This window comes from Hymenobacter sp. DG01, from assembly GCF_006352025.1.
In the GTDB taxonomy this organism is placed as follows: Bacteria; Bacteroidota; Bacteroidia; order Cytophagales; family Hymenobacteraceae; genus Hymenobacter.
In genome coordinates this window covers 3820441-3846376 of record NZ_CP040936.1, presented here as the reverse complement: position 1 = coordinate 3846376, position 25936 = coordinate 3820441, and the positions used below count along the sequence as shown (strand labels likewise).

19 protein-coding genes are annotated in these 25936 nt (G+C 61.7%); 12 read left to right on the top strand and 7 right to left on the bottom strand.

Features of this window, described 5'->3' with window-relative positions; all coding sequences use genetic code 11:
* Positions 1-83 precede the first annotated feature (83 nt).
* A complete protein-coding gene (locus tag FGZ14_RS16315) occupies positions 84-503 on the bottom strand; it encodes a molybdenum cofactor biosynthesis protein MoaE (protein ID WP_139925270.1) in 420 nt (139 codons plus the stop codon).
* 145 nt (positions 504-648) lie between these two features.
* Positions 649-891: a MoaD/ThiS family protein gene (locus FGZ14_RS16310; protein WP_139925269.1), complete on the bottom strand. Its 243-nt coding sequence runs from the start codon at positions 889-891 to the stop codon at positions 649-651.
* Between the two features lie 158 nt (positions 892-1049).
* Between FGZ14_RS16310 and moaA the strand changes: the two genes are divergently transcribed.
* From moaA to FGZ14_RS16275, 7 genes are all read left to right on the top strand, one after another.
* Positions 1050-2057, top strand: a complete 1008-nt coding sequence (moaA, locus tag FGZ14_RS16305; protein ID WP_139925268.1) for a GTP 3',8-cyclase MoaA — start codon at positions 1050-1052, stop codon at positions 2055-2057.
* A 39-nt stretch (positions 2058-2096) separates the two neighbouring features.
* Positions 2097-2903 (top strand): alpha/beta hydrolase, encoded by an 807-nt coding sequence (locus FGZ14_RS16300; protein ID WP_139925267.1) that lies wholly within the window; start codon positions 2097-2099, stop codon positions 2901-2903.
* Between the two features lie 101 nt (positions 2904-3004).
* A complete protein-coding gene (locus FGZ14_RS16295; protein ID WP_139925266.1) occupies positions 3005-3550 on the top strand; it encodes an RNA polymerase sigma factor in 546 nt (181 codons plus the stop codon).
* Between the two features lie 6 nt (positions 3551-3556).
* A complete protein-coding gene (locus tag FGZ14_RS16290) occupies positions 3557-3853 on the top strand; it encodes a hypothetical protein (protein ID WP_139925265.1) in 297 nt (98 codons plus the stop codon).
* 90 nt (positions 3854-3943) lie between these two features.
* On the top strand, positions 3944-4642 hold the full coding sequence (locus tag FGZ14_RS16285; protein ID WP_139925264.1) for a ClpP family protease: 699 nt from the start codon (positions 3944-3946) through the stop codon (positions 4640-4642).
* Positions 4643-4710: 68 nt separating this feature from the next.
* On the top strand, positions 4711-5901 hold the full coding sequence (locus FGZ14_RS16280) for a glycoside hydrolase family 88 protein (RefSeq protein WP_139925263.1): 1191 nt from the start codon (positions 4711-4713) through the stop codon (positions 5899-5901).
* Positions 5902-5978: 77 nt separating this feature from the next.
* Positions 5979-6797, top strand: a complete 819-nt coding sequence (locus tag FGZ14_RS16275; RefSeq protein WP_139925262.1) for a DUF2490 domain-containing protein — start codon at positions 5979-5981, stop codon at positions 6795-6797.
* Between the two features lie 9 nt (positions 6798-6806).
* On the opposite strand, the gene FGZ14_RS16270 is transcribed toward FGZ14_RS16275, so the two are convergent.
* From FGZ14_RS16270 to moeB, 3 genes are all read right to left on the bottom strand, one after another.
* The gene (locus FGZ14_RS16270; RefSeq protein WP_139925261.1) at positions 6807-7145 is read right to left on the bottom strand and encodes a hypothetical protein; all 339 of its coding nucleotides are present in this window, start codon (positions 7143-7145) and stop codon (positions 6807-6809) included.
* A 6-nt stretch (positions 7146-7151) separates the two neighbouring features.
* Positions 7152-8315 (bottom strand): putative sulfate/molybdate transporter, encoded by a 1164-nt coding sequence (locus FGZ14_RS16265; protein ID WP_139925260.1) that lies wholly within the window; start codon positions 8313-8315, stop codon positions 7152-7154.
* A gap of 179 nt (positions 8316-8494) precedes the next feature.
* Positions 8495-9589, bottom strand: coding sequence for a molybdopterin-synthase adenylyltransferase MoeB (moeB, locus tag FGZ14_RS16260; RefSeq protein WP_139925259.1), 1095 nt, complete (start codon positions 9587-9589; stop codon positions 8495-8497).
* Between the two features lie 414 nt (positions 9590-10003).
* On the opposite strand from moeB, the gene fdhD reads away from it, so the two are divergent.
* The 3 genes from fdhD to FGZ14_RS16245 all read left to right on the top strand — a co-directional run bounded on the left by fdhD (position 10004) and on the right by FGZ14_RS16245 (position 14186).
* Positions 10004-10879 (top strand): formate dehydrogenase accessory sulfurtransferase FdhD, encoded by an 876-nt coding sequence (fdhD, locus tag FGZ14_RS16255; RefSeq protein ID WP_257883250.1) that lies wholly within the window; start codon positions 10004-10006, stop codon positions 10877-10879.
* A 104-nt stretch (positions 10880-10983) separates the two neighbouring features.
* Positions 10984-11307 carry a hypothetical protein gene (locus FGZ14_RS16250; protein ID WP_139925258.1) on the top strand — a complete coding sequence of 108 codons (324 nt, stop codon included), beginning with the start codon at positions 10984-10986 and terminating at the stop codon, positions 11305-11307.
* 326 nt (positions 11308-11633) lie between these two features.
* Positions 11634-14186 (top strand): FdhF/YdeP family oxidoreductase, encoded by a 2553-nt coding sequence (locus FGZ14_RS16245; RefSeq protein ID WP_139925257.1) that lies wholly within the window; start codon positions 11634-11636, stop codon positions 14184-14186.
* 82 nt (positions 14187-14268) lie between these two features.
* Here FGZ14_RS16245 and FGZ14_RS16240 read toward each other — a convergent pair whose 3' ends face one another.
* On the bottom strand, positions 14269-16707 hold the full coding sequence (locus FGZ14_RS16240; protein WP_139925256.1) for a BamA/TamA family outer membrane protein: 2439 nt from the start codon (positions 16705-16707) through the stop codon (positions 14269-14271).
* 69 nt (positions 16708-16776) lie between these two features.
* Entirely contained in the window at positions 16777-22272 is a 5496-nt protein-coding gene (locus FGZ14_RS16235; RefSeq protein WP_139925255.1) for a translocation/assembly module TamB domain-containing protein, read from the bottom strand.
* Positions 22273-22474: 202 nt separating this feature from the next.
* On the opposite strand from FGZ14_RS16235, the gene FGZ14_RS16230 reads away from it, so the two are divergent.
* Together FGZ14_RS16230 and FGZ14_RS16225 are read left to right on the top strand one after the other, a co-directional pair.
* A complete protein-coding gene (locus FGZ14_RS16230; RefSeq protein WP_180754379.1) occupies positions 22475-22900 on the top strand; it encodes a carboxypeptidase regulatory-like domain-containing protein in 426 nt (141 codons plus the stop codon).
* A gap of 188 nt (positions 22901-23088) precedes the next feature.
* The gene (locus FGZ14_RS16225) at positions 23089-25827 is read left to right on the top strand and encodes a 4-alpha-glucanotransferase (RefSeq protein ID WP_139925253.1); all 2739 of its coding nucleotides are present in this window, start codon (positions 23089-23091) and stop codon (positions 25825-25827) included.
* Positions 25828-25936: the final 109 nt, after the last annotated feature.

The window sequence follows — 25936 nt, the reverse complement described above, 5'->3', positions numbered from 1 at the left end:
TGTCTCGGCAAGCTCGACATGACGGTCAGGAGTAATTCCTAAGAAGTCGTTCCAGGTAACGGGAGCTTCGTTTATCTATTTTATTACGGATGCGCGGCTACCCACACGTCACCGTCTTCATAAAACTCCTTCTTCCAGATGGTTACTACCTGCTTCAGCGTGTCAATGATGTACTGGCAGGCGGCGAAGCTCTCGGCGCGGTGGGGCGTTGACACGGTCACTACTACGGCTACGTCGCCAATGTAGAGGGTGCCTTTGCGGTGAATGACGGTAACCTTCTTCAGCATCGGCCACTGCTCCACGGCCTGCTCTGCTACTTTGCGGAGCTGGTGCAGGGCCATGCTGTCGTAGGCCTCATACTCCAGGCGCACCACGGGGCGGCCGGTGCTTTTGTTACGCACCGCGCCAATGAACGTGTTGATGGCGCCGGCCCCATCGTCTTCCACCGTGCGCAGGGCTGCGGCTACGTCAATGGGCTGGTCGGTTAAGTCGATGTGGATCAAAGGAGGTGCAGAGGTAATAGGATGATGAAGGGATGAGGTAAATCGTAACGAATGACAGGTGAGCCGAAAACAGAGCTGCCAACTGCCAATCGCTAGGCTCCCCTCTCCCTTTGGAGAAGGGGCCGGGGGTGAGCTGTTAGGGCTCCTACCCCCCGCTTACCGGCGGAATCAGGGCAATTTCGTCGCGCTCCGTGAGGGTCGTCCCTTCTTCGGCGTACTCGTTGTTTACGGCTACGGCCAGGCTGGAAAGGCCGCCCAGGGCCGGATACTGCTCCCGCAGCCCCGCCAGCAGCGCTTGCACCGACTGGCCTTCGGGCGCCGTAACTTCCAGCGACGACTGCCCTACGATTTCGCGGGCAATGCCGAACAAAGCAATTTTCAAGTTCATTGGTTATCTAGGTGTTCGTCTGGGTGGAATGGGTTGGGCCGCCCGGTAGGGGTAGTACCCGGGCGAGCGGCCGCGCCCTTCACCCGAACGGAAAAGTCTGATTTACGTTGTTTGTTTCATGGCTTCACCCGAAGCCTGTGTTTTCTTTCTCTCTGAGTATGTCTGCTCCTGTACCGTCCGTTTTGTTTGATAACCACGGCCGCCCGCTGGAATACCTGCGCCTGGCCGTTACGGACCGCTGCAACCTGCGCTGCTTCTACTGCATGCCCGAGGAAGGCATTCAGTACCTGCCCAAGCAACAGCTGCTGACCTACGAGGAAATGGAGCGGCTGGTGGCGGTGATGGCCGGGCTGGGCGTGCGCAAGGTACGCCTGACGGGCGGGGAGCCCTTCGTGCGCCGCGACCTGGTGCCCTTCATGAGCCGGCTCACTGAAATTCCGGGCATCGAGGAATTGACTCTGACCACCAACGGCGTACTCACGGCGCCCCACGTACCGGAACTGGCCCGTATGGGCGTGAAAGCCGTGAACCTGAGTCTCGATACCATGGACCGGGCCCGCTTCGCCAGCATCACCCGCCGCGACGAGCTGCCGCGCGTCATGGACACGTTCTACGCCCTCTTGGCCGCTGGAATCCGAGTAAAAATCAACGCGGTGGTAATGGACGGGCAGAATACTCAGGACATTCTTCCCCTAGCTGAACTAACCCGCGACCTACCCGTGGATGTACGGTTCATTGAGGAAATGCCCTTTAACGGAGGCAGCCACGCCGCTACCCTTCCCTGGAACCACACCCGCATCCGGGAGCACCTGGCCCTGAACCTGGGTGAGCTGACGCCGGTAGCCACCCGTCCCGGCGACACGGCCTCGCACTACACCGTAGCCGGCCACCAGGGCCGCCTGGGCATTATTGCGGCTTACTCGCGCACCTTCTGCGGCACCTGCAACCGCATCCGCCTCACGGCTGAAGGTGGCCTCAAAACCTGCCTCTACGACCAGGGCGTGCTCGACATCCGGGCCCTGCTGCGCGGCGGTGCCTCCGACGCCGAACTTGTAGCTGCCCTTACTTCCGCCTTCCGCAACCGCGCCGCCAACGGCTTCGAGGCCGAGCAGCAGCGACCCTTGCACCAGCTCAGCTTCGAGTCCATGAGCACGATTGGGGGGTAGGGAAACTACACCAGTCTTCATCATTCGACCTCCTAAGCCATGAAAGCTCTGCTGTGGATTCTGAGCTTGGGAGCCGCGCTATACGTAGCGGTCTGCCTGCTGCTGTATTTCCAGCAGGAGCGGCTACTGTTCTTCCCGACCCGACTGGCCCCGAACTACCGTTTTCAGTTTCCCGGCCGGTTTGAGGAGCGCTGGATTACCACGTCTGATGGTACCCGCCTCAATGGGTTGCTGTTCCGGGCCGATTCGGCACACGCGAAAGGCCTCATTTTCTACCTGCACGGCAATGGTGGGGCCTTGGATAGTTGGGGTGAGGTAGCACCTATCTACACGCGCATGGGCTACGATGTATTCCTGCTCGACTACCGGGGCTACGGCAAAAGCGAGGGCCGCATAACTAGTCAGGCGCAGCTGCTGGCCGATGTGGAAGCGGCTTACCAGCAGATAGGTGCGCACTACTCCGAAAACCAAACGGTTATCCTAGGCTATTCGCTGGGCACGGGCGCGGCGGCGTGGCTGGCCGCCCAGCACCACCCGAAACAACTAATTTTGCAGGCTCCCTACCCCAGCATGCGCGCCATGGCCCGACAGCACTATCCCTGGGTGCCAGGCTTTATTGTGCGCTACCCCCTGCACACCGACCAAGTGCTACCCCGCATGCAGGCGCCCATCGTCATCTTCCACGGCGACCAGGACGAGGTAATCAGCTGCGAATCAGCCCTGAAGCTAAAAACTCTACTGAAGCCTCAGGACCAGTTTATTACCCTGCGCGGCGCCGGCCATAATGGCATGACAGACAACCCCGACTACCTGGCTGTTATCCAAGAGGTCCTGGCAAAGCCGTAGCCCCGGTAATTAATTATTTTATTGAAGCCGGGTGATAGTTGACGAGAAAACGGATTAACTATCAGAACGACTTCTGAACCTCACCTCGGCTCCCACATCTCATGGAAACTACAGCAGCTTTGCGGCAGGCGCTTCTCGCGGACCGGGCACGAACCCTTACGCACCTCTACCAGTACACCTTCCCGATGGTGCGGCGCTACGTGCAGCAGCACGGCGGCACAGCCCAGGATGCCAAGGACGTATTTCATGATGCCCTTATTGCCTTCTACGAGAAGGTAGTAGGCGAAACGCTCTTACTGTCTGCTTCGGCCAGTACCTATTTGGTGGCCGTGTGCCGCAACCTATGGCGGCAGGAGTTGAGTCGCCGCACCCGGCAGCCGCTTGTTTCCCTTGCCGACGAACACGCGGAGGTAGCGGAAGCCGAATTGGCAGATCAGCCCACGCTTTCGGTGCTGGAGCAGGTGGAGCGGCTAGGCGAGCGGTGCAAGGATATTCTCCTGGCTTTCTACTACTTCCAGCAGCCGCTGGAGCAGATTGCGGCCACGCACCAATACCGCACGGTGCGCTCAGCTACGGTACAGAAGTTTAAGTGCCTGGAGCGTCTGCGCAACTCCGTTCGGGCCCTAGTATCCACGGTTACTGCTTAGCCTGCCATGCGCCCCGCCCTCGACTACCTGCGCCAGCTAGAGCGCTACCTGCTCGGCCAGCCCACGGCCGCTGAAGCCGAGGCGTGGCGCGTACGCCAGCTGGTAGATGCCGAACTAGCCGCCGATGTTGCTACCCAACAGCTCCTCTACCAAGGCCTGCAACTAGCCGGCCGCCAGCAGCTGCGCCAGGAGTTGGAGCTGATTCATGCCCGCCTGGAACGTCCGGCCCGTCGGCATACGTGGTGGCAATCGGCCACTGGGCCCCTGCGCAGCCTGTTAGCCGCCCGCCGCAAAAGCCGCTAGCGCCCTTCCCTATTTTCTGATTTCTCCCCTACCTCTTCCTACCCCCGGAAGGAGGCCGAACCGCTACACCCTTTTCTTTCCCCATTTGCCATGCTATTCCAGCAAGAATTCCGCAAGTTTGCCGTGCAGGGCCGCGGCCTGAACGGCCTGACCGTTGACCGCTACTTCCACCAGTTTGAAGGCGTTGCCTACCCCGGCGTGATGGGCATGACCCGTTCCGTGATTGAGGAGCGCCCCACCCGCTTCGCGGAAATCGACGTGTTTTCGCGCCTGATCATGGACCGTATCATCTTCCTGGGGCAGGCCGTGGATGACCAGATAGCCAACATCATCAACGCCCAGCTGCTGTTTCTGGAATCAGTGGACAACCGCAAGGACATCCTGCTTTACATCAACTCGCCGGGGGGCTCAGTGTACGCCGGCCTGGGCATGTACGACACCATGCAATACGTGGCTCCGGACGTGGCTACCATTTGTACCGGACTGGCGGCTAGTATGGGCGCGTTTCTGTTGTGCGGCGGGGCGCTGGGCAAACGCTCTGCCCTACCCCATGCCCGCGTCATGATTCACCAGCCCAGCGGCGGGGTGCAGGGCCCCTCGGCTGATATTGAGATTACGGCCCGGGAGGTGGTGAAGCTGCGGCGGGAGCTGTACGACATTTACGCGACCCGCACCGGCAAAACCTACGAGCAAATCCACCACGACTCGGACCGCGACTACTGGATGCGCGCCGATGAGGCCAAAGAGTATGGTCTCATTGACGAAGTGTTGGAGCGCAAGTCGGCCTAGCTCATCCGTAGCTTAAGGCTGGTGGCAGCGAGGATGCTAGTTTGCTGATTTCCCGTAGCTTGACGGCCATGCTCCCTTCAACTTCCTACCCCCGTTTGCTGGCCGCCCTTTTCCTGGGCCTATCTGTTACGCTGACTACGCACGCGCAGCAGCGCAAAATCAACGTCAGGCAGGAGTTTGATCGTGCCGGTCAGCAGCTCACGCGCCTGCTCCAGACCCACCCCAACGTAACCAAGTTTCCTTACTCCAGCCGGCCCGATGGCTCGTTCAAAGACATGCCCTCGGAGTGGTGGACCAGCGGCTTTTTCGGGGGGACGCTCTGGTACCTATATGAGTACACCAAGCAGCCCCAGTGGCAACAGGCCGCCGACCGTTGGACGATGGCTATGGCGAAGGAGCAAACCAACACCGGCACCCACGACCTGGGCTTTATGCTCTATTGCCCCTTCGGAAATGGGCTTCGGCTGACCAAAAATCCCGCCTACCAACCCATTCTGCTCACTGGAACTAAGTCGTTGGCCACGCGGTTCAACCCAGAAGTTGGCCTGATTAAGTCGTGGAATGAGTTTGCGGGCTACCACTACCCGGTCATTATTGATAACATGATGAACCTGGAGCTGCTGTGCTGGGCGGCCCGCACCTCCGGCGACTCTACCCTGCGCCGCCTCAGCATCACCCACGCCGACAACACGCTCAAAAACCACTTCCGGCCCGATGGCAGCACTTACCACGTCGTCTGCTACGATGAGCACGGCCAGGTACTGACCAAGAAAACCGCCCAGGGTGCCGCCGACAACTCGGCGTGGGCGCGGGGCCAGGCCTGGGCCATCTACGGTTACACTACCCTGTTTCGCGACACCAAGTTGGCGCGCTACCGGGACCAGGCCTGCAAAACCGCCGACTTCTTCCTCAACCACCCCAACTTGCCCGCCGATAAGATTCCGTACTGGGATTTCAACGCCCCCGATATCCCCCAGGAGGAGCGCGACGCTTCCGCAGCGGCCATTGTGGCCTCGGCCCTGCTGGAGCTGCAACAATACTGCCCCGCCCCCGATGCCAAGCGCTACCGCCAGGCCGCCGAGCAGATGCTGGTGAGTTTGAGCAGCCCCGCTTACCGGGCTGCCGTGGGCGAGAACAACAACTTCCTCATCAAGCATTGCGTGGCCCACAAACCGGCGAAGTCGGAGGTGGATGCGCCCCTGACCTACGCCGATTATTACTACCTGGAGGCGTTGCTGCGCTACAATCAACTGAAATAAGGGCCCACAATGACAGGATGCTGTAGGCTAGCTCTGCCTCGGCGTGCCTACTTTCGCATCTCATTGCGCCCTACCCCATGTCTGCTGCCACAACCCGCGTTACTTTATTTCTGACAGCTGCTCTGAGTGGCCTGGTCGGCCAAGCTGCCCAAGCTCAGACCAACGCCGTGCAGGACCGCCAGACTGGAACCTGGCACATTGCGACGGTGGTGCTGCCGGGCGGACCCAAACACTGGGGCGGCTACGTAGAGCTGCAGGCCCGCTCCAACGGGCTGTTTCGGCAGTATTTCTACACCGAAGTGAAAGGTGGGGTGAGCTACGATGTGGCCAAGAACTTCACCTTTATGGTGGCTGGGGGCCGCTACGCTACCTCTGACTACCGCGACCTGAGCGAGGGGCCGCTGAACGCAGAAAAGCGCCTTTGGGAGCAGGTGACGTTCACGCACTACAACGCCCGCCTGAAGGTGGAGCACCGCTACCGGGTAGAGCAGCGCTGGTTCACCTTCCGCGACGGGATAGTCCCGGCCAATTCCTCACGCTACCGCAACCGCATCCGGTACCGCCTGAACGCCTTTATTCCACTCAACAACAGCACTGTCACCAACAAAACGGCCTTTCTCTCCCTTTACGACGAGGTTTTCTTCAACCCGAAAGGGCCGTTTTTGGAGCGCAACCGCGTGTACGGCGGCGCGGGTTACCAGTTTGATTCGCATTGGACGGTACAGGCCGGCTGGTTGCGGCAGTCGAACTACACGCCCGCCAGCTACCAGCAAAACGTATTCACGCCCCAGGGCACCGTCAGCAAAAACAACCTGGTCCTCTCCGTGATGTACCGCCTCGGCCGCCGCAACACCGAAGGCCCCGCCCCGGAATACGTGCCCTCGCAGCCCGACTAACCAGCAGGCCTACGCGGCAGAAGCATCCGCGGCGGCAGGTATCAAACTTAGGGTGAGGGTGTGCCGGGGCTGGCCGGCGTAGAGCATGTGCAGCTCCAATACCAGATATTCCTCGGTAGCAGCCTGCACCAGCAGGTACAGGGCGTCTTCCTGGCCCGGATGCTGGATTTTTTCGGCCTGCCGGGTCCAGTGGCCTGGCGGGTTATTGGGGTGGGCAGATGCAGGGGCATCGAGGTAGCGAAAGTCGAAGAGCATGCTCTCCCCGATGCTGTAGTAGCCCTGAAACGGCTGAGGGCCCGCTTCTACCCGCACGGTTTTCCAGATCTGACAGAGTACGTGTTCTTCCATATGCAGCTACTTTCCTAGTCCGACCCACCCCCGCTGCATGGCATAATACAGCGCGGTTCCTACTACCAGGCCCACAAGGTAACCATAGGGCAGGCCGCTGCACAACAACCCCACCAGCAGGGCCAGCAGTAAATCGGAGCGGGAGCCGCTGATGTCGCGCAGCAGGGTGGCCAGGGTCAGGGCCTCGAACAGCAGGAGCACCCCCAAAATAGGCAGGGGAAAGATGTGCACAATCTGCTGGAAACCCTGGCTGAATCCCAACCCCAGCACCAGAAACAGCAGCCCATACAGCACCACCGAGCCCCCGGTGCGCCCGCCAAACGTGTAGTGCCCCACCATGCCGCCCGAGCCGTGGCACACCGGAAAGCCCCCGAAAAACGGATTCACCAGGTTCATCAGTCCATAAGTAAAGCTGATTTGCCGCACCGACAGCCGACGCTCCGGGAAGTAGTCTTCTACTACCTGCCGGGTAGCTAGCACGGAGTTGCCGAGGGAAAGCGGAATCTGGGGCAGGGCCAGCAGAATAGCCCCGTACTTCACGTTGTCCCAGGTAGGTACCTGCCATCCCGGCAGGTGCAGGCCAATGGCGCGGTGGGCCGTGGCTACATCCAGCTTAAACAGCAGGCCATAGATTACGCCCAACGTCAAGACGATGAGGGCAGCGGGCCAGCGACGGTTGCCCAACAGCACCACCGTCACGAGGAAGCCTGCCGCGGCCAGCGCGTAGCCCGGCAGGCCATCGGCGGGCACGTATTCTTTCAGGGCGAGGGTAGCCAGCTGCAAAGCCAGCCCGAACTGTATGCCCCGGATTACAGGCTTGGGTACCAGCCGGGCCAGCGCGTCAATCAGTCCCGAAACCGATAAAGCCAGCATGCTCACGCCAATGGCCAGCCCGCCCCCGAAAATCACGCGGCCGGGAATTTTCTGGGCAATAACCAGGGCAGCAAAAGCTTTGAGGGGCTGCACCGGCATGGGCATGCCATACCACAGCCCCGAAAACAGCTGCATCAGCCCGAACATGATCAGCACCCCGGCACTGTCCACGCCCGAGGCGGCGATGATGCCGATGAGCAGGGGCAAGTCCGTTCCTAAATCCCCAAACGCCCCGGCCAGCTCGTTGCGGTCAAAACGAATACGGGGGCGAGACGGAGGGGTAGCGGTAAGCGGCATGCGGTTCAAAAGGGTGGAAGGGGTAGGGAAACAGAGCGGTAATCAATAATAGTAGCCCGACTGGCAGGGTTGGCGTTTCGCCCTACCCCCGCTCGACGCTGAAGACGGCCGACCAGTTGGCTTCGTACTGACTTCCGTCCGGCCGGGTTTGGACCGTTACAGGGGATAGGCGGGAGGCTTTACGCCACGGCAGTTTCCTCCCAAGCCAGAATCCCGCCGTCGAGGTTGATGAGGTTGGCAAATCCGAACTCGGTTTGCAGGCGCTCTACGGCTTGCTGGCTGCGGCGGCCGGAGCGGCAATACACCACTACCGGGTGCTGCTTAGGCAGAGTGGCCACGCCCTTTTCGAGGCTGCTGAGGGGTAGGGAGGTAGCACCGGGAAGGTGGCCGGCGGCAAACTCGTGGGGCTCCCGCACATCAAGCAGGAAGGGCGGCTGCCCCGATTCCAGCTGCGCCTGCAGCTCGGCCACCGAAATGGTGCGCATGCCAGCTCCGCAGAGGTCGGCGTAGTCGCGGGTGTCGGCGGTGCCGAGGTGGATGGCGGCCTGCTCGGGGCGGCGGGCAAACTTGAGGGTGCGCGTCTGGAAGGTCAGCGCATCAAACATCCACAGCCGCCCCGAAAGCACCTCGCCGAGGCCCAGAATAACTTTCAGGGTTTCAGTGGCCTGGGCCGTGCCCACCAGGCCGGGCAGCACACCCAGCACACCGGTAGCGTCGCAGTTGGGGGCTTCCTGGACCGAAGGCGGCTGCGGAAACAGGCAGCGGTAGGTGGGCCCACCCTGGTAGTTAAATACCGAAACCTGCCCCTCGAACTTGTAAATGGCCCCCGACACCAGCGGCCGGCCGAGGCTCACGCAGGCATCGTTGAGCAGGTAGCGGGTCGGGAAGTTGTCGGAGCCGTCCACCACCACATCGTACTTGCTCACCAGCTCGCGCACGTTACCCAGCCGGACCCGGCAGCTGTGCACCTCAGTGTGCACCAGCGGGTTGATGCGCTTCACGGCGCGGGCGGCAGTTTCGGCTTTCAGCTGGCCCAGGTCGGCGGGACCATACAGAATCTGGCGCTGCAGGTTGCTGAGGTCCACCTTATCGGCGTCCACGATGCCCAGGGTGCCTACCCCGGCCGCGGCCAGATACTGCAGAATGGGGCAGCCCAGCCCGCCGGCACCCACCACCAGCACGCGGGCGTTTTTCAACTTCTCCTGCCCGGCCTCGCCTATTTCGGGCAGCTGCAGGTGGCGGCGGTAAATCTGGCGTTCTTCGGAAGTAAGCATAACGGAAGATAACAGGTAAGCGGGCAATGAGGTGAGAGGGCGCCGAATTGGAGGTTTCGCCTTGAACAACAGGTGGAAGAGCATCATGCAGAGCGCAGCGAAGCACCTCGCGTGCGGTCATTGTAATGATATCTACTCCTCCTCTTCCCCTGAAGAGGGGCGCCGGGGGTGAGGCCAGCATCAGCACGCAAGATTCCTCGGCTCCGCTCGGAATGACGTTTTGATGATGTTCTGAGCATTCAACGCCCTTCCTTCGTCAGGGTGACAGATGAGGGGAAACCTCCCTACCCCTTCACCTACCTCAAACCTACTTCCCGGCCATAAGGTTAAACAAATGCCGCCGCGCCTGCGTCTGCCTTTCCGGGCGCCAACGCTGGCGGCCCGCTTCTCTCTCGCTCCTTTCCGATTCCTGCCGTGTCTGCTCCCGTTTTCCTGCCCCCTACCTCCTACGACTACGTCACCGTGCACAAAGTGCAGGGCCCCGACGTGACCACGGCCTCCGATGTGCTGGCCGCCGAAGAGCCCCTGGAAATCAGAGTGGGCTACGGCCCCACCGACCAACGGGAGCATCGCACGCTGTCCATCACCATGCGCACGCCGGGCCACGACTTTGAGCTGGCGGCTGGTTTTCTGCTCACGGAGGGCATTATTCGGGGTAGGCAGGATCTGCACGGCGTCATTTACTGCCCCGATGTGGAAAAGGACGAGGAGCGCGAAAACGTAGTGCGCGCCGAGCTGGCCCCTACCACCACCCCCGATTTGCCCCGGCTGGAGCGTCACTTTTACACCAGCAGCAGCTGCGGGGTCTGCGGTAAAACCAGTATAGAGGCCGTGCACGCCGCGGCCTGTCCGGTGCTGCCCAAGGCCGGCCCCTACCTTGATCCGGCCGTCATCCATCAGCTGCCCGAGCGGCAGCGGGCGGCCCAGGCATTGTTTGAGCAAACCGGAGGCCTGCATGCGGCGGCGCTGTTTTCGCCGGAAGGCGAACTGCTGCTGCTGCGCGAAGATGTGGGCCGGCACAATGCCCTGGACAAAGTGATTGGCGCGGCCCTGTTTCAGGAGCTGCTACCCCTGCACAATACCGTATTGCTCGTGAGCGGCCGGGCCTCATTTGAGCTGGTGCAGAAGGCCGCCGTGGCAGGCATTCCCGTGCTGGCGGCCGTGGGCGCGCCCTCCTCCTTGGCCGTTTCCGCCGCCCAGGATTTCGGCATGACGCTCTGCGGCTTCGTGCGCCAGAACCGCTACAACGTGTATTGCCACGAGTGGCGGCTGCAGCAGCCGGAAAAGTAACGTCCGCCCCGCCCGGAAGCTGGCCCGGAGGCTGATTTACTCTAAACGCCACCGCAACCTCGCTTCCGCCTACCCCGTCTGACAGGTAAACCCTTTATTGCCTCATGAAGCTCCGCATCGAAGACAACTCGCTCCGCCTCCGCCTTTCCGAAGATGAAGTTAAACAGTTTGCCGACGCCGGCCGGGTAGCGGCCGTGGTGCCCCTGGGCCCCACCGAAACCGACCACCTGACCTACGCCCTGGAGCGCGCCGAAACCGAAGAGTTTCGGGTAACCTACGGAGCCGGGGCCATTACCGTGAAAGTGCCCGCTGCCTTGGCTTCGCACTGGACCACCACCGACCAGAACGGTATTTCCGCCACCCTGATGGTAGCCGAAGACCAGCCCCTGAAAATCCTGATTGAAAAGGACCTGGACTGCCGACACTAGTAGCAGCCGCGACTTTTTGCGGCGCGGGCCCCTACCCCCACTGCAGGTGCTAAAGCCTCCGATTGAATTACATTACAGAGTAACCCCAACGGGCTGTTCTGCGTCTGACAGAGAGTAGCGTTCGGGCTGAAAACCAACATAAACCAGCCCGATTGGTTGAGCAAGAGGGAAGTTTCTATAACGTACGACTTTCCTGATTTGTAAACCGTGCCTCACAGCCTGCCCTGGCTTACCTGCTTTCTGAATTCTCATTGAAAAGAACCCGGCTACCCCAACCCATACGTTGAACGCCCCGGCCTTTTCCCTTTCCCTCTGTTCTGCTTGTCATGGAAGATTCCCCCATCAACGACCCCGGCAAAGCTGGCAAAACTCACCAGCAGGCCGCAGAGAAGAACGCCCCGCAAAGCGGACAGCGCCCCGACCAGGGCACGGCGCCTACCAACGACCACTACCGTCCCGATCCGCAGCACGAGCGCGACGAGTCGGTAATTCCTGCTCCCGACGTGGCAAACGCGAAATATCACCACCCCATTCTGGCCCAGCCCCCGGAGGCGCCCACCGGCATCCGGTTGGAGCAGCGCGCCACGGTAGCGGCCGGCGTCACGGCCGTACTGAAATCCATGGAGTTTAGCTGGGGCGAAAGCGGCGTTTCGCGCGGCACGCAGGTGCTGCTGAAGATGAACCAGAAGGACGGTTTCGACTGCTCTTCCTGCGCCTGGCCTGACCCCGACGACCACCGCTCGGTAGCCGAGTTCTGCGAGAACGGGGCTAAAGCTTCCGCTTCTGATGCTGACAGCAAGCCAGCCGGTCCGGAGTTTTTTGCCCGGCATAGTCTGGCGGAGCTTTCCAAGATGACGGACCGCGACCAGAACAACGCCGGCCGCCTGACTCACCCCCTGGTAAAGCGCCCCGGCGACAACCACTACTCGCCCATTGCCTGGCCCGAGGCTTTCCAGATTATTGCCGACAACCTGAACGCCTTGGACTCGCCTAACGAGGCGGTGTTCTACACCTCGGGCAAGGTACCGAATGAGCCGGCTTTCCTGTTCCAGCTTTTCGCCAAGATGCTGGGCACCAACAACCTGCCCGACTGCTCCAACATGTGCCACGAGAGCAGCGGCGCCGCCCTTAGCCCTACCCTGGGCCTAGGCAAAGGCTCCGTCACGCTCAATGACATTTATGAGGCCGAGGTCATCCTGATTATCGGGCAGAACCCCGGCACCAACCACCCGCGCATGCTCACGGCCCTGCAGAAGGCCAAGAAGAACGGGGCCAAAATCATCAGCGTGAACCCGCTGCTGGAAGCCGGCCTGATGAACTTCAAGAACCCGCAGGACTTCATGAACCCCATCAAGGCCCTGGGGGCTTTGCTCGGCGACGGCACTCAGATTACCGACCTGTTCCTGCAGGTGCGCGTAGATGGTGACATGGCCCTGCTGCGCGGCATCATGAAGCATCTGTTTGAGGCCGAGGATATGAACCCCGGCCAGGTAGTGGACCGTGGCTTTATCAAGGAGCACACCACGGGCTTCGAGTCGTTTGAGCAGAACATCCGCAACACGGCCTGGGAAGACATTGAGGAGCTGAGCGGCATTTCGCGCGAGAAGCTGCTGGAAGCGGCCAACCTGATTGCCCGCAAGCAGAAGATTATTACCTGCTGGGCCATGGGCGTAACGCAGCAGCGCCAAGGCGTGCAAACCATCCAGGAAATCGTGAACCTGCACCTGATGAAGGGCGCCATCGGCAAGCCCGGCGCGGGCACCTGCCCGGTGCGCGGCCACTCCAACGTGCAGGGCGACCGGACCATGGGCATCTGGGAGCAGCCCACCAAGGAATTCCAGGATGCCTTGGGCAAGGAGTTCAACTTCACCCCGCCCTACGAGCACGGCTACGATACCGTAGAGGCCATCAAGGCCATGTACAAAGGCAAGACCAAGGTGTTCTTCAGTCTGGGCGGCAACCTGCTGGCGGCCGGCCCCGATACCGAGATTATTGCCGAAGGCATGCGCAAGCAAAAGCTGACCGTGTTTGTGGGCACCAAACTCAACCGCGGCCACCTGACCACCGGCGAAACCAGCCTGCTACTGCCCTGCTTCGCACACGCCGACATCGACATGCAGAAGTCGGGGCACCAGATGACTTCCTGCGAGAACTCCATGGGGGTAGTAAGCCAGAACAAAGGCGTGCTGGTACCCGTGGAGGGCCAGATGATGAGCGAAGTAGCTATTCTCTGCGGGGTGGCCATTGCTACCCTCGGAGAGCGGACCAACATTGCCGACTGGGTGGCCATGACGGAGAACTACGACGTTATCCGGGACCATATTTCGCGGGTAATTCCGGGCTTCGAGAAGTTTAATGAGCAGCTGCGGCAGCCCGGCGGCTTCTACCTGCCCAACGGCCCCCGCGAGCGGAAATTCACGACCAAGAACGGTAAGGCCAACTTCACCACCACCGAGCTGGAGAAATACCAGGTGGAGCCCGACCAGCTGATTCTGATGACCGTGCGCAGCCACGACCAGTTCAACACCACCATCTACGACTACAACGACCGGTACCGGGGCGTGTACGGCGAACGGCGGGTGCTGTTTATGAACCCTCAGGACATGGCCGACCGGGGCATCAAAGCCAAGGACTTCATCGACATTACCAGCCACTTCAAGGGCGAGAAGCGCACTGTGGAGAAGTTCATTGCCGTGCCCTATGAAATTCCGAAAGGCAACGTGGCTGCCTACTTCCCCGAGGCCAACCCATTGGTGCCGGTGGGCAGCGTGGCCAAAGTCAGCAACACGCCTACTTCCAAGTACGTGGTAGTAACTGTAGTACCCACGCGCAAGACCGTAGGTGCCCCCCTGGAAGAGCGTCTGGCGGTAGAGGCGTAACGCGCCCTACCCCTCTGGTTTCGCTAAACCTAAAAAAGCCCGACCGTTTACACGGTCGGGCTTTTTTGTTGGGTTGGCTGGTTCAGAAGGGGTAGCCAATGGCAATGTTGAAGCGGCCAGTATCGGGGGTTTTTCTGTACAACACCTCCTCCGTGTTCAGCGGATTCCGGATTTCCGTGTTGCTATAAGGCAGGCGCAGGGGGTATGCGTAGTCGAAGCGCAGCACGAAGAACTGCACGTCGATGCGCAGGCCGGCGCCGGCGCCCACAGCCAGCTCCTTGAGGAAGGAGTTAAAGGAGAACTGTCCGTTTTTGCCGTCGGGGTTGCCGTTTTCATCAATGGTTCGGCGGCTGGGGTCGTCATTGATCAGCCAGATGTTGCCGGCGTCAATGAACAAGGCGCCTTTCACGTACGGAAACAGGTCCTGGCGGTACTCGGCGTTGGCCTCAATGCGCATATCGCCCACCTGGTCGTAGAAGGAACTGTTCTCCCGGTTGGCGGGGGTGCGGTAGGTGCCGGGCCCGAGGCCCCGGGCGGCAAAGGCCCGCACGCTGTTGGGGCCGCCAATGCCGTACTGCTTCAGGTAGGGCAGCACCCGGGCGTTCTGGTAAGGCAGGCCCACTCCAAGCAGCAGGCGGGTAGCAAACTTGTTACCGCTGCTGGGGTTGGAGCTGGTGCGGAAGTAGTTGCGCAGCTCCAGATCAACTTTGGTGTACTGCGAGAAAGGCTGGTTCAGAATGGTGTACGACTGGCTACCATCCGGATTGGTTACCCTCTGCTGGCCCGTCAGGGAGCTGACCAGGTAGGCCAGATTGCCGGCTACTTCAATGCCACCGCTAAAGTAAATCTGGTTGCGGCGCTGCTCCTGGGTCTGCTGGTTATAGGTGTAGCGGTAGGAGCTGGCCAGCACGAACTGCTGCCGGAAGGAGTTGTTCAGGAAAGGCCGTTCACGCAACAGGGCGCTGAAGGTGCTACTGGTATCCGAGAGGCGTAGGTACTGAATATCAATGGGTCGCAGCTCCTGCTCGTTGGTGAGCTTGGTTTTCCAGGTGTAGCCGTAGTTCAGGTTGAAGCCCTGTTGGGTAAAGGCATCGACGCGGGTTACCGACCGTACGCCTACCCCGAAGGTAGTACGCGGCTGGAAGTCAGAGTTTACCAGCCGGATATCGAAGGGCGGCGTAATGAGGCGGGGTACCAGCAGTTGGGCATCGGCGCCAAGCTCGTAACTGGTCAGGCCGATGGTGTTCTGGTTGCTGCGGCGCTGGTTTTCGAAGGAGCCCGTCAGGTTAATCAGCAGCTGCTCGGCTCCGCGCAGGGCCGAGCGGTTACGGAACTGCACCCGGAAGCCCGGCCCCACAAACCCGTTCGACTTACTCACCAGCAGCACCTCGGCCCGCAGGCTTTTCTTGGGTAGCTGGGTCATGCGCACGTAGGAGTTCAGGAAGCCGTAGCCTGCCGAGTCGGGTTTTTGGCGGGCGGGCCGGAAGCCCACGTCCACGTACTTAAAAGTACCCAGGCTCATCAGGCGGCTCAGGGTCTGGTCCTGGCGGCGGCGGCGGTAGAGGCTGTCGGGGTAGATGAAGGTGGCGTTGGTAATGGCCTTGGCCTTGAACACCTTTTCATCAGGGTAGTAAATGTAGCCCCGGTACCGGATGGGCTGCTCGCTCAGCGTAGTATCATTCAGCGAGTAGCTGGTATTGAGGCGGATGCGGTTCAGAATGTAGGGCTTGGCGGCCTGCTCCGGGGTACGCTCCTTAATCTTCAGGTACACGTTCACCTGGTTGTTCAGGGTGCTGTCCACCTGAAACAGGATGTAGTCGGGGTTAAAGAAGTAGAAGCCCTGGTTTTTCAGCGCCCCATCAATGCGGATGCGCTCGTTGGTAAACGTCTGCAGGTTGTAGGGCTCCCCCACTTTCAGCAGGGAGCCGGGCTGGGTTGCGCGCACCGCCTGGGGTAGCAAGGAGTCGCCTTCGGGAAAGAAAATCTCCTTGATGGTGTAGGGCTTGCCCACCGTAGCAGTATAATCGACGCTGGCGGCCTGGCCTTTGGTTTGGATGCGGCTGTGCACCACCGGCTGAAAGTAACCGTTGTTGTAGAGGCGGTTGGTCATCAGGCCTTTCACCCTCTGGGTATCTACCTCACTGAGCAGCACGGGCTTCTCGCCGTACTTATTGGCCAGCCAGTGGCCCAGGCCCTTGGTTTTGCCCTCGCCCAGGTGCCAGAAATACAGCTTGGGCCGAATGCCCAGGAAGGACGTGTTCGGCTTGGGCGTAATCACCGATTCCAGCTCCGTGGTCAGCTCGGCCTCCCGCGGAACGGGGCTCTCCGACTTCACTTTCACGGTGCTGCCGGTGTAGAGCTTGCTACCCTCCGGAATGTACTTGAGGCCGGAGCAGGAAGCCAGCAGCGCCAGCAGCGACAGCCCTACCCCCCAGCCCCTACCCCGGCCCGGCGGGGAAGCCTGACGATGGGTATCGGCGGCGTCCTTGGTATTCGGAAAGAAGGGCAGATGAGGCAGCATGAAGAACTATTTCGGAAAAGGAAAAGCGGAAGGTTGGCGTAGCGCGAGGGGGTAGGAAGCCGGTAGATGTTAGCGCCGGGTAGAGTCGGGGCGAGCCGCAGCGCGGGCACTGGTGCGCCGCACCGAATCGGGCCGGGCCGCGTTCGGGCGAAGGCGGGTGGAGTCGCGGCGCGGAGCATTGGGGGCAGCGTTGGTCGAGTCGCGACCGGCTTTCCGGTCGCGGCGGCGCTGTTGGCGCTCCAGCTTCACTTCCTCCTTCACGTTCTCATCAATCCCCCGGAACAGGTCGGCCAGGTCGCGGTAGTCGCGCTGGAAGATGAGGGAAGCGCCGGTCCGCACAAATTGCCCGTCGATGTCGCCATAGGCATTGTTGCGGAAGGCCTGCAGGCGGATGCGGCCGTTAGCCAGCACATTGTATTCCACGCTCACGTCGCCGGCAAAGGCGCTTACCCCCGACTGGCTCTGGCCGGTGCTGCCCTGGTTGCCGCCGCCCAGGGGCACATCGGTACCCAGGCGTACGGTGAGGCGGTTGTTGAGCAGCTGGCGGCGCACGGCCACGTTCAGGTCGGTGCGGGTTTTCTCGGCTCCGCTGCTGAAGTCGGCGTAGGAGTTCACGCCCAGCTCTACACCCAGGTTAGACAGGTAGGAGCCGGTGAGGTTGTTGAGCTGCTGGGTGAGCACCTGGCTGGCGGAGCCGCGCAGCTGCTCGGCTACCAGGTTGCCGCTGCTGCTGCGGAAGGGGTCGTCGGCGAGGAAGCGGTTAAGCACCAGCAGGGAGAATACCTGCTTGTTTAGCTCGCTCTCCTGCGAAGGCTGGCGCAGCTGGGTAAGGCGGGCTTCAATGGGGCCGCGCAAATCGGAACGAGCTTCCTCGGGCAGGCGAATATCAAAGCTGATAACGGGCTTGAGCAGCTGACCAGCTACCTTCAGATCCACCTCAAAAGGCAGCTGGTTGCGGGCCAGGGCGTTCTGGGTTTCATCGGTGCCGCCCTGCGACGAAATCAGCTCGGCGGGCGCGGCGCGCACCTTGTAAATGGCTGTTACGTCAGCCTGCCCGTTATAGGGGTCGCCGCTCCAGGTGATGGAAGAGCCGGGCGCAATATCGAACTCGCGGGCCGCCAGGTCATAGAGCGACATCTGGTACTTGCCCTTGGCCACGTCGAGGCGGCCGGTGAGGGTGATGTTGCCCGTGGCATCAATGGCCGTATTCAGGGTGCCGTTGGCCTGCACGCGCAGGTTATCGCCGGAGGCCTCGTCCACCACAATAGTGAAGGGCGTGTTGTCGGTAACCGTCACAATGGCCTGGATATCGTAGCCAGCGGTGGTTTCAGCGGAATCCACGGCAACCTGCTCGGCCAGCATGGGGTTAATGGGGGCACTCTTATCCACAAACTCCACAATGCCTTCGCGGGCCACTTCCACCGGGTCCTCGTTCGGGATACCCACAAAGAAGTTGGAGCCATCGGCCACCCGGGCGCGGGTGCGCACAATGGGCAGATCCAGAGTGCCGGTAATACGGGAGTCGGAATCAACCAGCAGCTTGCCCCAGAACAGGTTGTTTTCGCGTTGGGAGCTTTGGATGGCCAGGAAGTTGGTGGTAGTGGCCTGCAGATCGAAGCGGAAGTCAGAAGTGTAATTGGTGGTGCGCACTGCCCCGTTAATCACGGCTTCGTTGCCCACCGAGTCCTTCACCACAAAGTTGCGGAACCCAATGCCCTCGTTGCTGAAACGGATGTCCTGGGAAGCCAGGAAGTAGGGGGCGCCCAGCTGGGTGAGGGTAAAGGTGGCGTCGGGGGTAGTGGTGAGCGTGCCGTTGATGGTAGGCTGGGCCACGCTGCCCGTTACGGCCAGTTGCCCGGTCACGCCCCCGCCCATCTGCTGAAGCTGGCCCAGGGCAAACGGCTCAATAATCCGGAGGTCGAGCCGGTTCACGTTCACATCAAACTGAATAGGCGAAGGCGGGGTAGCCAGGTAGTAGCCCACGGCCCGCACGTCCATGCCCTGCTGGTTGGTCAGGCGGGCATCTACGTTGAAGCGGTCAGGGGTGGGGTTGGTAGCCTGCACGGCCAGGTCGCCGATGGCCGCCTTATTGAACACGAAGCCGGTAAGGTTGGCGTTGGCCGTAAACGCCTGCCGGGGCTGGCCCAGACTGTAAGCCACGGCCTGCCCGTTCAGGGTGCCCGCAATCAGGGAATCCTGGAAGCCGGCGGCCCGACCCAGCCCGTTGATATCCAGCTCCTGCATGGACACCTGCAGCGGGTACTGTGCCCCGGGTAGGGTTTGCAGGGTCAGGCGGCGCTGGTTGCGGCTGATGACCAGATTCTGAGCAAAAATAGCCCCGGTGGCCGAGTTATAGCGGATTTCGTTGCCCGGCGTAATGTCCCACTGCTTCTGGTCCAGCATCAGGCGAGGGTCGAAGCTAAAGGCGTAGGTAGCCCCGCCGTTCAGCACCCGCAACACGCCGGCCAGGTTCAGCTTCTCGGCACTATCCGACTCCGCTATGCGCAGGCGCGTCCCGATTTCGTTGTTCTGAATGCTGCCCTGCAGGCTGGGGTTGGGGATAACCAGGCTGGTGTCCTGGCTGATCTGGCGCAGACCCAGGGCATAGTCCAGCTTCTGGGGGTCCGACTGCACGGCCAGCTTCAGAGAGTCCAGGGCGTAGCCCAGGTACACAATGCGGCCAATGCGGGTGTTCAGGCGCAGGTCGGCCTGGCGGCTGTCGTAGGAGCCAGTGAGCTTGAAGGGCGTGAGGCGCTTGAGGTCGGGCACCAGCTGCTGCACCAGGCGCGGCTGCTTCAGGTTGGCCTCAAAGGTAAACTGCCGATACTCCGAGCTGGGCCGGTACTGCACACCCGGCAAATCAAAGTACCGGTCAATGTGGCGCTGCAGCTCCGTGGCCAGGTCGCCGAGGCGGGTATTACCGCGCAAGGTCAGGTCGGCTACGCTGGAAGCAAAGTCCACCTCGGTGCGGCCGGTGCGCTGCACAATGCGCCCGCTCACCGAGTCGAGGGCAAAGGGCCGGTTATTATTCACAATGACGATGCGGTTGCCCGAGAAGGTCCCGTTGATGGTATTCAGGTCAGAGCCGCTGATGTTGGCCGTCAGGTCGCCCTGCACGCGCAGGTCGCCGCCGGTATAGAAACCCAGGGCCGTCAGGTTGGCCCCGCGCAGGTTCAGGCGGTCCACGGTATAAGTGGGGTTGGCAGCATTGCGCAGGTCAATGGTGGCCAGCAAATCGAGGTTGAGGTTGGGGTCATCCTTGCTGCTGGCGTCCACCACGTAACGGTTGCGGTCAATATCCACCTTCGCCGTGATGCCGCGGTAGGTATAGCCGTTGTAGGTAGCCTGCTGCACCCGGGCGTTGAGCTGGCCGCGCAGCTGGTTGGGGTCGAGGCCACCACGGCCGGTGAGGGTGCCATTGGCCGTTATCTTACCAATAGTAGGATCCCCCATGAACTTGCCGAGGTCCAGGCTTTGGGTGCTGAAAGTAGCACGCACCGGCTCCTGCCCCACGGGCCCTTCGCCCACGTTGACTTTGGCCGCTACGTTGCCGTAGGAAGTTGTGGCCCGCAAATCGGTATCAAACACCAGCGCCGTGGGCCGGCCCCGGAACGTGCCGGTTACCGACATGCGCGGGGGTAGGGAGTAGCCAGCAGGCAGAGTGCCGGGCGGTAGCAGGCCCTTGATATCGGCGGCCGTGGAAGTAAACTCCTGCACGTTGAAATCGGCGTAGAGGCGGCGGTCGGTGTTGGGCAGGCCCTGGATGCGGCCCGTAGTGCGGAGGCGGGTGCCGTTCAGCCCTTGCAGGGTGATGTTGTTGAGAGCCAGGTTGCTGATACGACCCCGGATCTGCCCGCTCATGGTAATGGGGTCATTGGGGTCGATGCCCAGCTCAGGCAGGGTGCCGGCCGGCAGCAGGCTGCGCATGTCCGCCTCAGTGGTGCGCACGTAGCCCAGGTTCAGATCCAGAATCAGGCGGTCATCGGTGTTGGGCAGGCCCTGAATGCGGCCCCCACCCCGTACCACGGTGTTGCGGAAGCCCACGAAGTCGAGGTTCTGCACACGCAAATCACCCAGGCGCCCGTTTACCAGTCCCGAAATCAGGAATGACTGGTTGGGGCCGCTGCTGAACGGGGGCGTGTCGATGAGGCTGGGGGTGATGTAGAGCACGTCGCGGAAGCCCAGGCGGGTCTGGCGCAGGTCGCCGTTCAGCTGCAGGTTGGGCAGGTCGTCGGCAATGCCGGCCAGGTCCTTGTAGCCAATGCCGATGCGGCGGCGCAGGTGGCTGTGGGGCGTCACCAGGTCCAGGTCATTAAGCTGAATACGGTGGTCGTCGTAGTGCAGCTGAGCGGCGGCGCGGGTAATGGCAAAGCCGCTCTGCTCCTGGCCCGCCAGCTGCGTGATGCGGCCGGTGGTGCTATCGGCGGAGTAGCGCAGGTTCTCGGTGTTAAGTACCAGGTTCGTGAACTTCAGGTGATTGTAGTCCATGCCCTGGATGCGCGTCTTCTGCCGGGGCTGGTTGAAGTTGTCGAAGGCTACGTCCACGCCGCTGATGTCGGACTGCTTCAGGGTTACTACCCAGCTGGCCTCCTGGCCGGTAGCGTTTTCCACCGACTTGTTCAGGTCGCGCACGGCTTCGGCGGGGTTTACTACCCGCTGCTCTACTGGTACGTTCTCGTTCTGGGCGTAGGCAAAGCTGGTGTTGCGCAGCTTCAGGGTGTTCAGGGCTACCCGGCTGTTCACCAGGTCAATGTTGTCGGCCGTTACGTCGGCTTCCCCAATGCGGGTACTGATAAACTGGGCCGAGGGGTCGTTGCGGTAGGTGAGGCTGACGTTTTCCAGCTGGGCCCGGTTCAGGCCGAATTCCAGCTTGAGGGCGGCCGTATCCTGGGGGGTATCTGGCGGCACCTTGGTTTGCCGGATGTTGATGCCCGTGTTGCGCAGGGCCGCCTGATCAATGCGGTACGTGGAGCCGTCCACGTTTACCTCGTCCATATTCACGGCCAGCTCGCCTACCCGGGTGCGCACGTTCATGCCGTCCACCTGGTCGTTGTAGGTCAGCAGCACATTGGTCAGGCGCAGGTCGCCGATGTTGTACTGAAAGCCCGCGCCCGTAGTGTCGGCGGGGGTAGTCGCCACGGTGCTGGTGTCGCCGCTGGCAAAGGCGTTTACAATGAAATCGTAGTTCGAGATGCTGTCGGGCTCAGTGCGCGTGATGGCCAGGCGCCCGTTGTTCAGCTCCAGGCTCTTCAGGTTAATCTGCGACTTGGTGAGGGCCCACAAATCCAGGTCAACGCCCAGGTGCCCCACCGAGAGCAGCGTATCGCCTTTCTGGTCCTCGATATAGACCCCATCGAGGCTGATGACGTGCTTGAGGTCCGTGCGAAATTTGGCGATTCGCACGTCGGTTTGCAGTTTATCCCGTAAGTATTGCTCAGCCTTGCGGGCGGCAAAATCCTGGCCCGCATTGGTTTGCAGGAACACGAAGATGCCGGCCACGAGCAGCAGCACCAGCCCAATGAGCCCGAGCAGGGCGTACAGAATACGACGCAGGTAGAGAGGCAAACGACAGACCGGTAGAAATGAAACTCAGTCAGCCAAACGGGAAAATGCCCGCTCAGGTTGGCCTTGCTTTGTTTTTACCGGTGCATTGTCCGGCTCTACCGGCCTGCGGCCCAGCCTTATCGAGGAACATGCGGTGGCCTCGCGGAAATAGCGTAGTTTCCGAATACCATTTGGTTTTCCTTCCGCTTTATCCCTGCCCGCCTTGCTTCTGACCTGTTTCTTTCGGTACCGGGCTGCTGCCTGCCTGTTTGCCCTGGCAAGCTGGGGGGTACTGCCGGGTGGGGGCCTACCCTTGGCCGCGGCCCAAACCGTTTCGGCCACCACACCGCGCCTTGTGCAGTTCACCGGGGCCGTGTTCAGCGAGGCAGGGCAGCCTTTGCCCGGCGCTACCGTCTCGGTGGTAGGCAAACCCACCCAGCTGGCCACTACCAACGCCGAGGGCTTTTTTCTGCTGCCCCTGCCGGCGGGCGTGCCGGTCCGGTTTCTGGTTGCCTACCCCGGCCACCTGCCCCAGCAGGTAGAGCTGCGGGCACCCGAGGCTGAGAAGAACCTGGTGGTTACCCTGCAGCAACAGCAGGCCGAGCCAACCAAAACGAGCCGGAAGCGGAGCAAAGGTCGGCGGGGCTGAAGTGCCGCGAGCAGGTGAGCCTACGGCCCCGAATCAATCGGGCACCAACCAACGGTCAACCCGCCATTAGCCGCATGAAAACCGCCAAAAAATAGCCTGCATTGCACCGGATAAGGCTCTCAGAGCGGCTTCGGGTCCGCGGTTTACGCCGTATCTTCGGCCCCACTTCCCAAGTAACTCAGCCCTCAATGATTCTTCGCTTTACGCTACCCTTCCGCACGGCCTGGGGCCAGCGCCTGGTAGTTTGCGGTTCCCTGCCCAGCCTGGGCCACTGGAACCTCAATCAAGCTCTGAACCTGCACTACCTCCCCGAAAAAGGCCTCTGGACCCAGGAAATCAGCCTGCCCGATGATGAGGTGGGTAGCGTGGAGTATAAGTATGTGCTGCTGGACGAGGCCGACGGAGGCCAGCACTGGGAGTGGGGCCCTAACCGCACCATCGGCCTCAACGCGGCCGGCGGCTTTACCCGCATCGTGCTGGAAGACTTCTGGCGGGCCCCGGCCCTCCCCGAAAACGAGCTGCATACGGCCGCCTTCACCAAAGCCCTGATGCGCCGCCCGGCCCCGACTGCGCCGGCACCTGCCCCAGCGGGTGAGGCCAACGGCGTAGTGCGCTTTCAGCTCTCGGCCCCGCGCGTCGATTCCAACCACCAGCTATGCGTGCTCGGCTCCGACCCGGCCCTGGGCAGCTGGGATGCCCGCAAGGCCGTTGTGTTGTCCGATGCCGACTACCCCACCTGGCGCGCGGAAGTGGCCCTGGCCCACCCCGAGCAGACAACCCAGTATAAGTATGGTATCTGGGACCCGGCGGAGCAGAAAATCATTCATCTGGAAGCCGGCGAAGACCGCCTGATTTACGGCTCGCCCGACCGCCGCACCCTGCGCGTGAAGGCCGATGACCACTTCCGCTACCCCACCGGTAATTGGCGCGGGGCAGGTGTGGCCCTGCCGGTGTTTGCCCTGCGCAGCCGCCGCGGCCTGGGCGTGGGCGAGTTTCCTGATTTGAAGCTGCTTGTGGACTGGGCCGTGGCTACCGGCCTCAAGCTGGTGCAAGTGCTGCCCATCAACGACACTGTGGCTACCCACACCTGGGTGGACAGCTACCCCTACGCCGCCATTTCGGTGTTTGCCCTGCACCCGCAGTATCTCAACCTCGATGCCGTGGCTGAGTTGCGCGATGCCGCCGCCCGCCAGGAGCTGGCGCAGCTGCGCGAGGAGCTGAATGGTCGGGATTTCGTGGATTACGAGCCGGTCATGAACGCCAAGTGGAAGTTTATCCGGCAGCTGTATCAGCAGGAGAAAGCCGCCTTCCTGGCCGACCCGGCCTTCCGGGCCTTCCGCCAAGAGCAGCAGGCCTGGCTCCTGCCCTACGCCGCCTTCTCCGGCCTGCGCGACCGGTTTGGCACGGCCGATTTTACCCAGTGGCCCGAGGAGTTCCGCACCCCGACCCGGGTAGCCGAGCTGCTGCGCGAAGACAGCCCGGAGTTTGATGAGTTCGGCCTGCACCTGTTCACGCAGTTCCACCTCGATAAGCAGCTGCTGGAGGCCGTAGAGTACGCCCGGCAGCGGGGGGTAGTGGTGAAAGGCGACCTGCCCATCGGCATCTACCGCCACTCCGTGGATGCCTGGACCCAGCCCGAGCTCTACCATATGCACCAGCAAGCCGGCGCCCCGCCCGACGATTTCTCGGTAACGGGCCAGAACTGGCGCTTCCCTACTTACAATTGGGAGCGGATGGCTGAGGACGGCTACCAGTGGTGGCAGCAGCGGATGGGCCACTTGGCCCGCTACTTCGATGCTCTCCGCATCGACCACATCCTGGGCTTCTTTCGTATCTGGGAAATTCCAGGCCACTCGGTGGAGGGTCTGCTCGGCCACTTCTCCCCGGCCCTACCCCTGCACCGCCACGAAATCGAGGAGCGCATCGGCTGGTTTGACTACGCTCGCCTCTGCGAGCCCTACATCCGCTGGCACATCGTGCAGGAAATTTTCCACGGCCAGGCCCAATCTGTGTTCGATGAGTTTATGGAGGACGCTGGCTACGGGGCTATCCGCCTGCAGCAGCACGTCCGGACCCAGCGCCAGATTGAGGCAGTTATCGAGTCGAAGATCAGCCAGGACCCGGCCAATGCCGAACACTACCGCTGGCTGCGCACGAGCTTATACAAGCTGGTGAACGAAGTGCTGCTGGTACCCGACGACCAGCAGCCCGACTTCTACCACCCGCGCATTACCCTGCACCTGAGCCGCTCGTTCCGGGAGCTTGACGACCAGACGCGTGCCCGCCTGCACGAGGTTTATATCGACTTCTTCTACCGCCGCCACGAGGACTTCTGGCGGCGGCAGGGCCTAGTTAAGCTGCCGGCCGTGCGCTGGGCCACCGACATGCTGATCTGCGGCGAAGACCTGGGCATGGTGCCCGAATCGGTGCCGGGCGTAATGAAGGCCCTGGGGATTCTGGGCCTGAACATCCAGCGCATGCCTTCTGACCCCAGCGTGGAGTTTGGCAACCCGGCCGTAGCCCCCTACCTCTCCGTAGTCAGCCCCGGCTCGCACGACATGAGCACGGTACGCGGCTGGTGGGAAGAGGACCGCGAGAAAACCCAGCGCTTCTTCGAGCATCTGCTGGGCCACTGGGGCCAGCAGGCGCCCCTGCACTGTGAGCCCTGGGTAGCCCGCGAGGTAACGGTGCAGCACCTGCATTCCCCCGCCATGTGGGCCATCTTCCCCCTCCAGGACCTGCTGGCCATGGACCAGCGCCTGCGCCGCCCCGACCCGTTGGAGGAGCAAATCAACGTGCCCGCCAACCCCACCCACTTCTGGAAGTACCGCTTCCACATCCCCCTGGAAGACCTGCGCGAGGAAGCCGGCTTCAACCAGGAAGTAGGCCAGCTAGTGCAGCAAAGCGGCCGGGACCGGGTGTATTAGTGGGGTCGGTAGCAGGAGGTGATTTCTGTTCAAAGAACGGAGTGCTACCGGTTGGTAGCATTCCGTTCCCTGCCCACAAAATCCAACGCAACCGCTCACTTCGTACTAG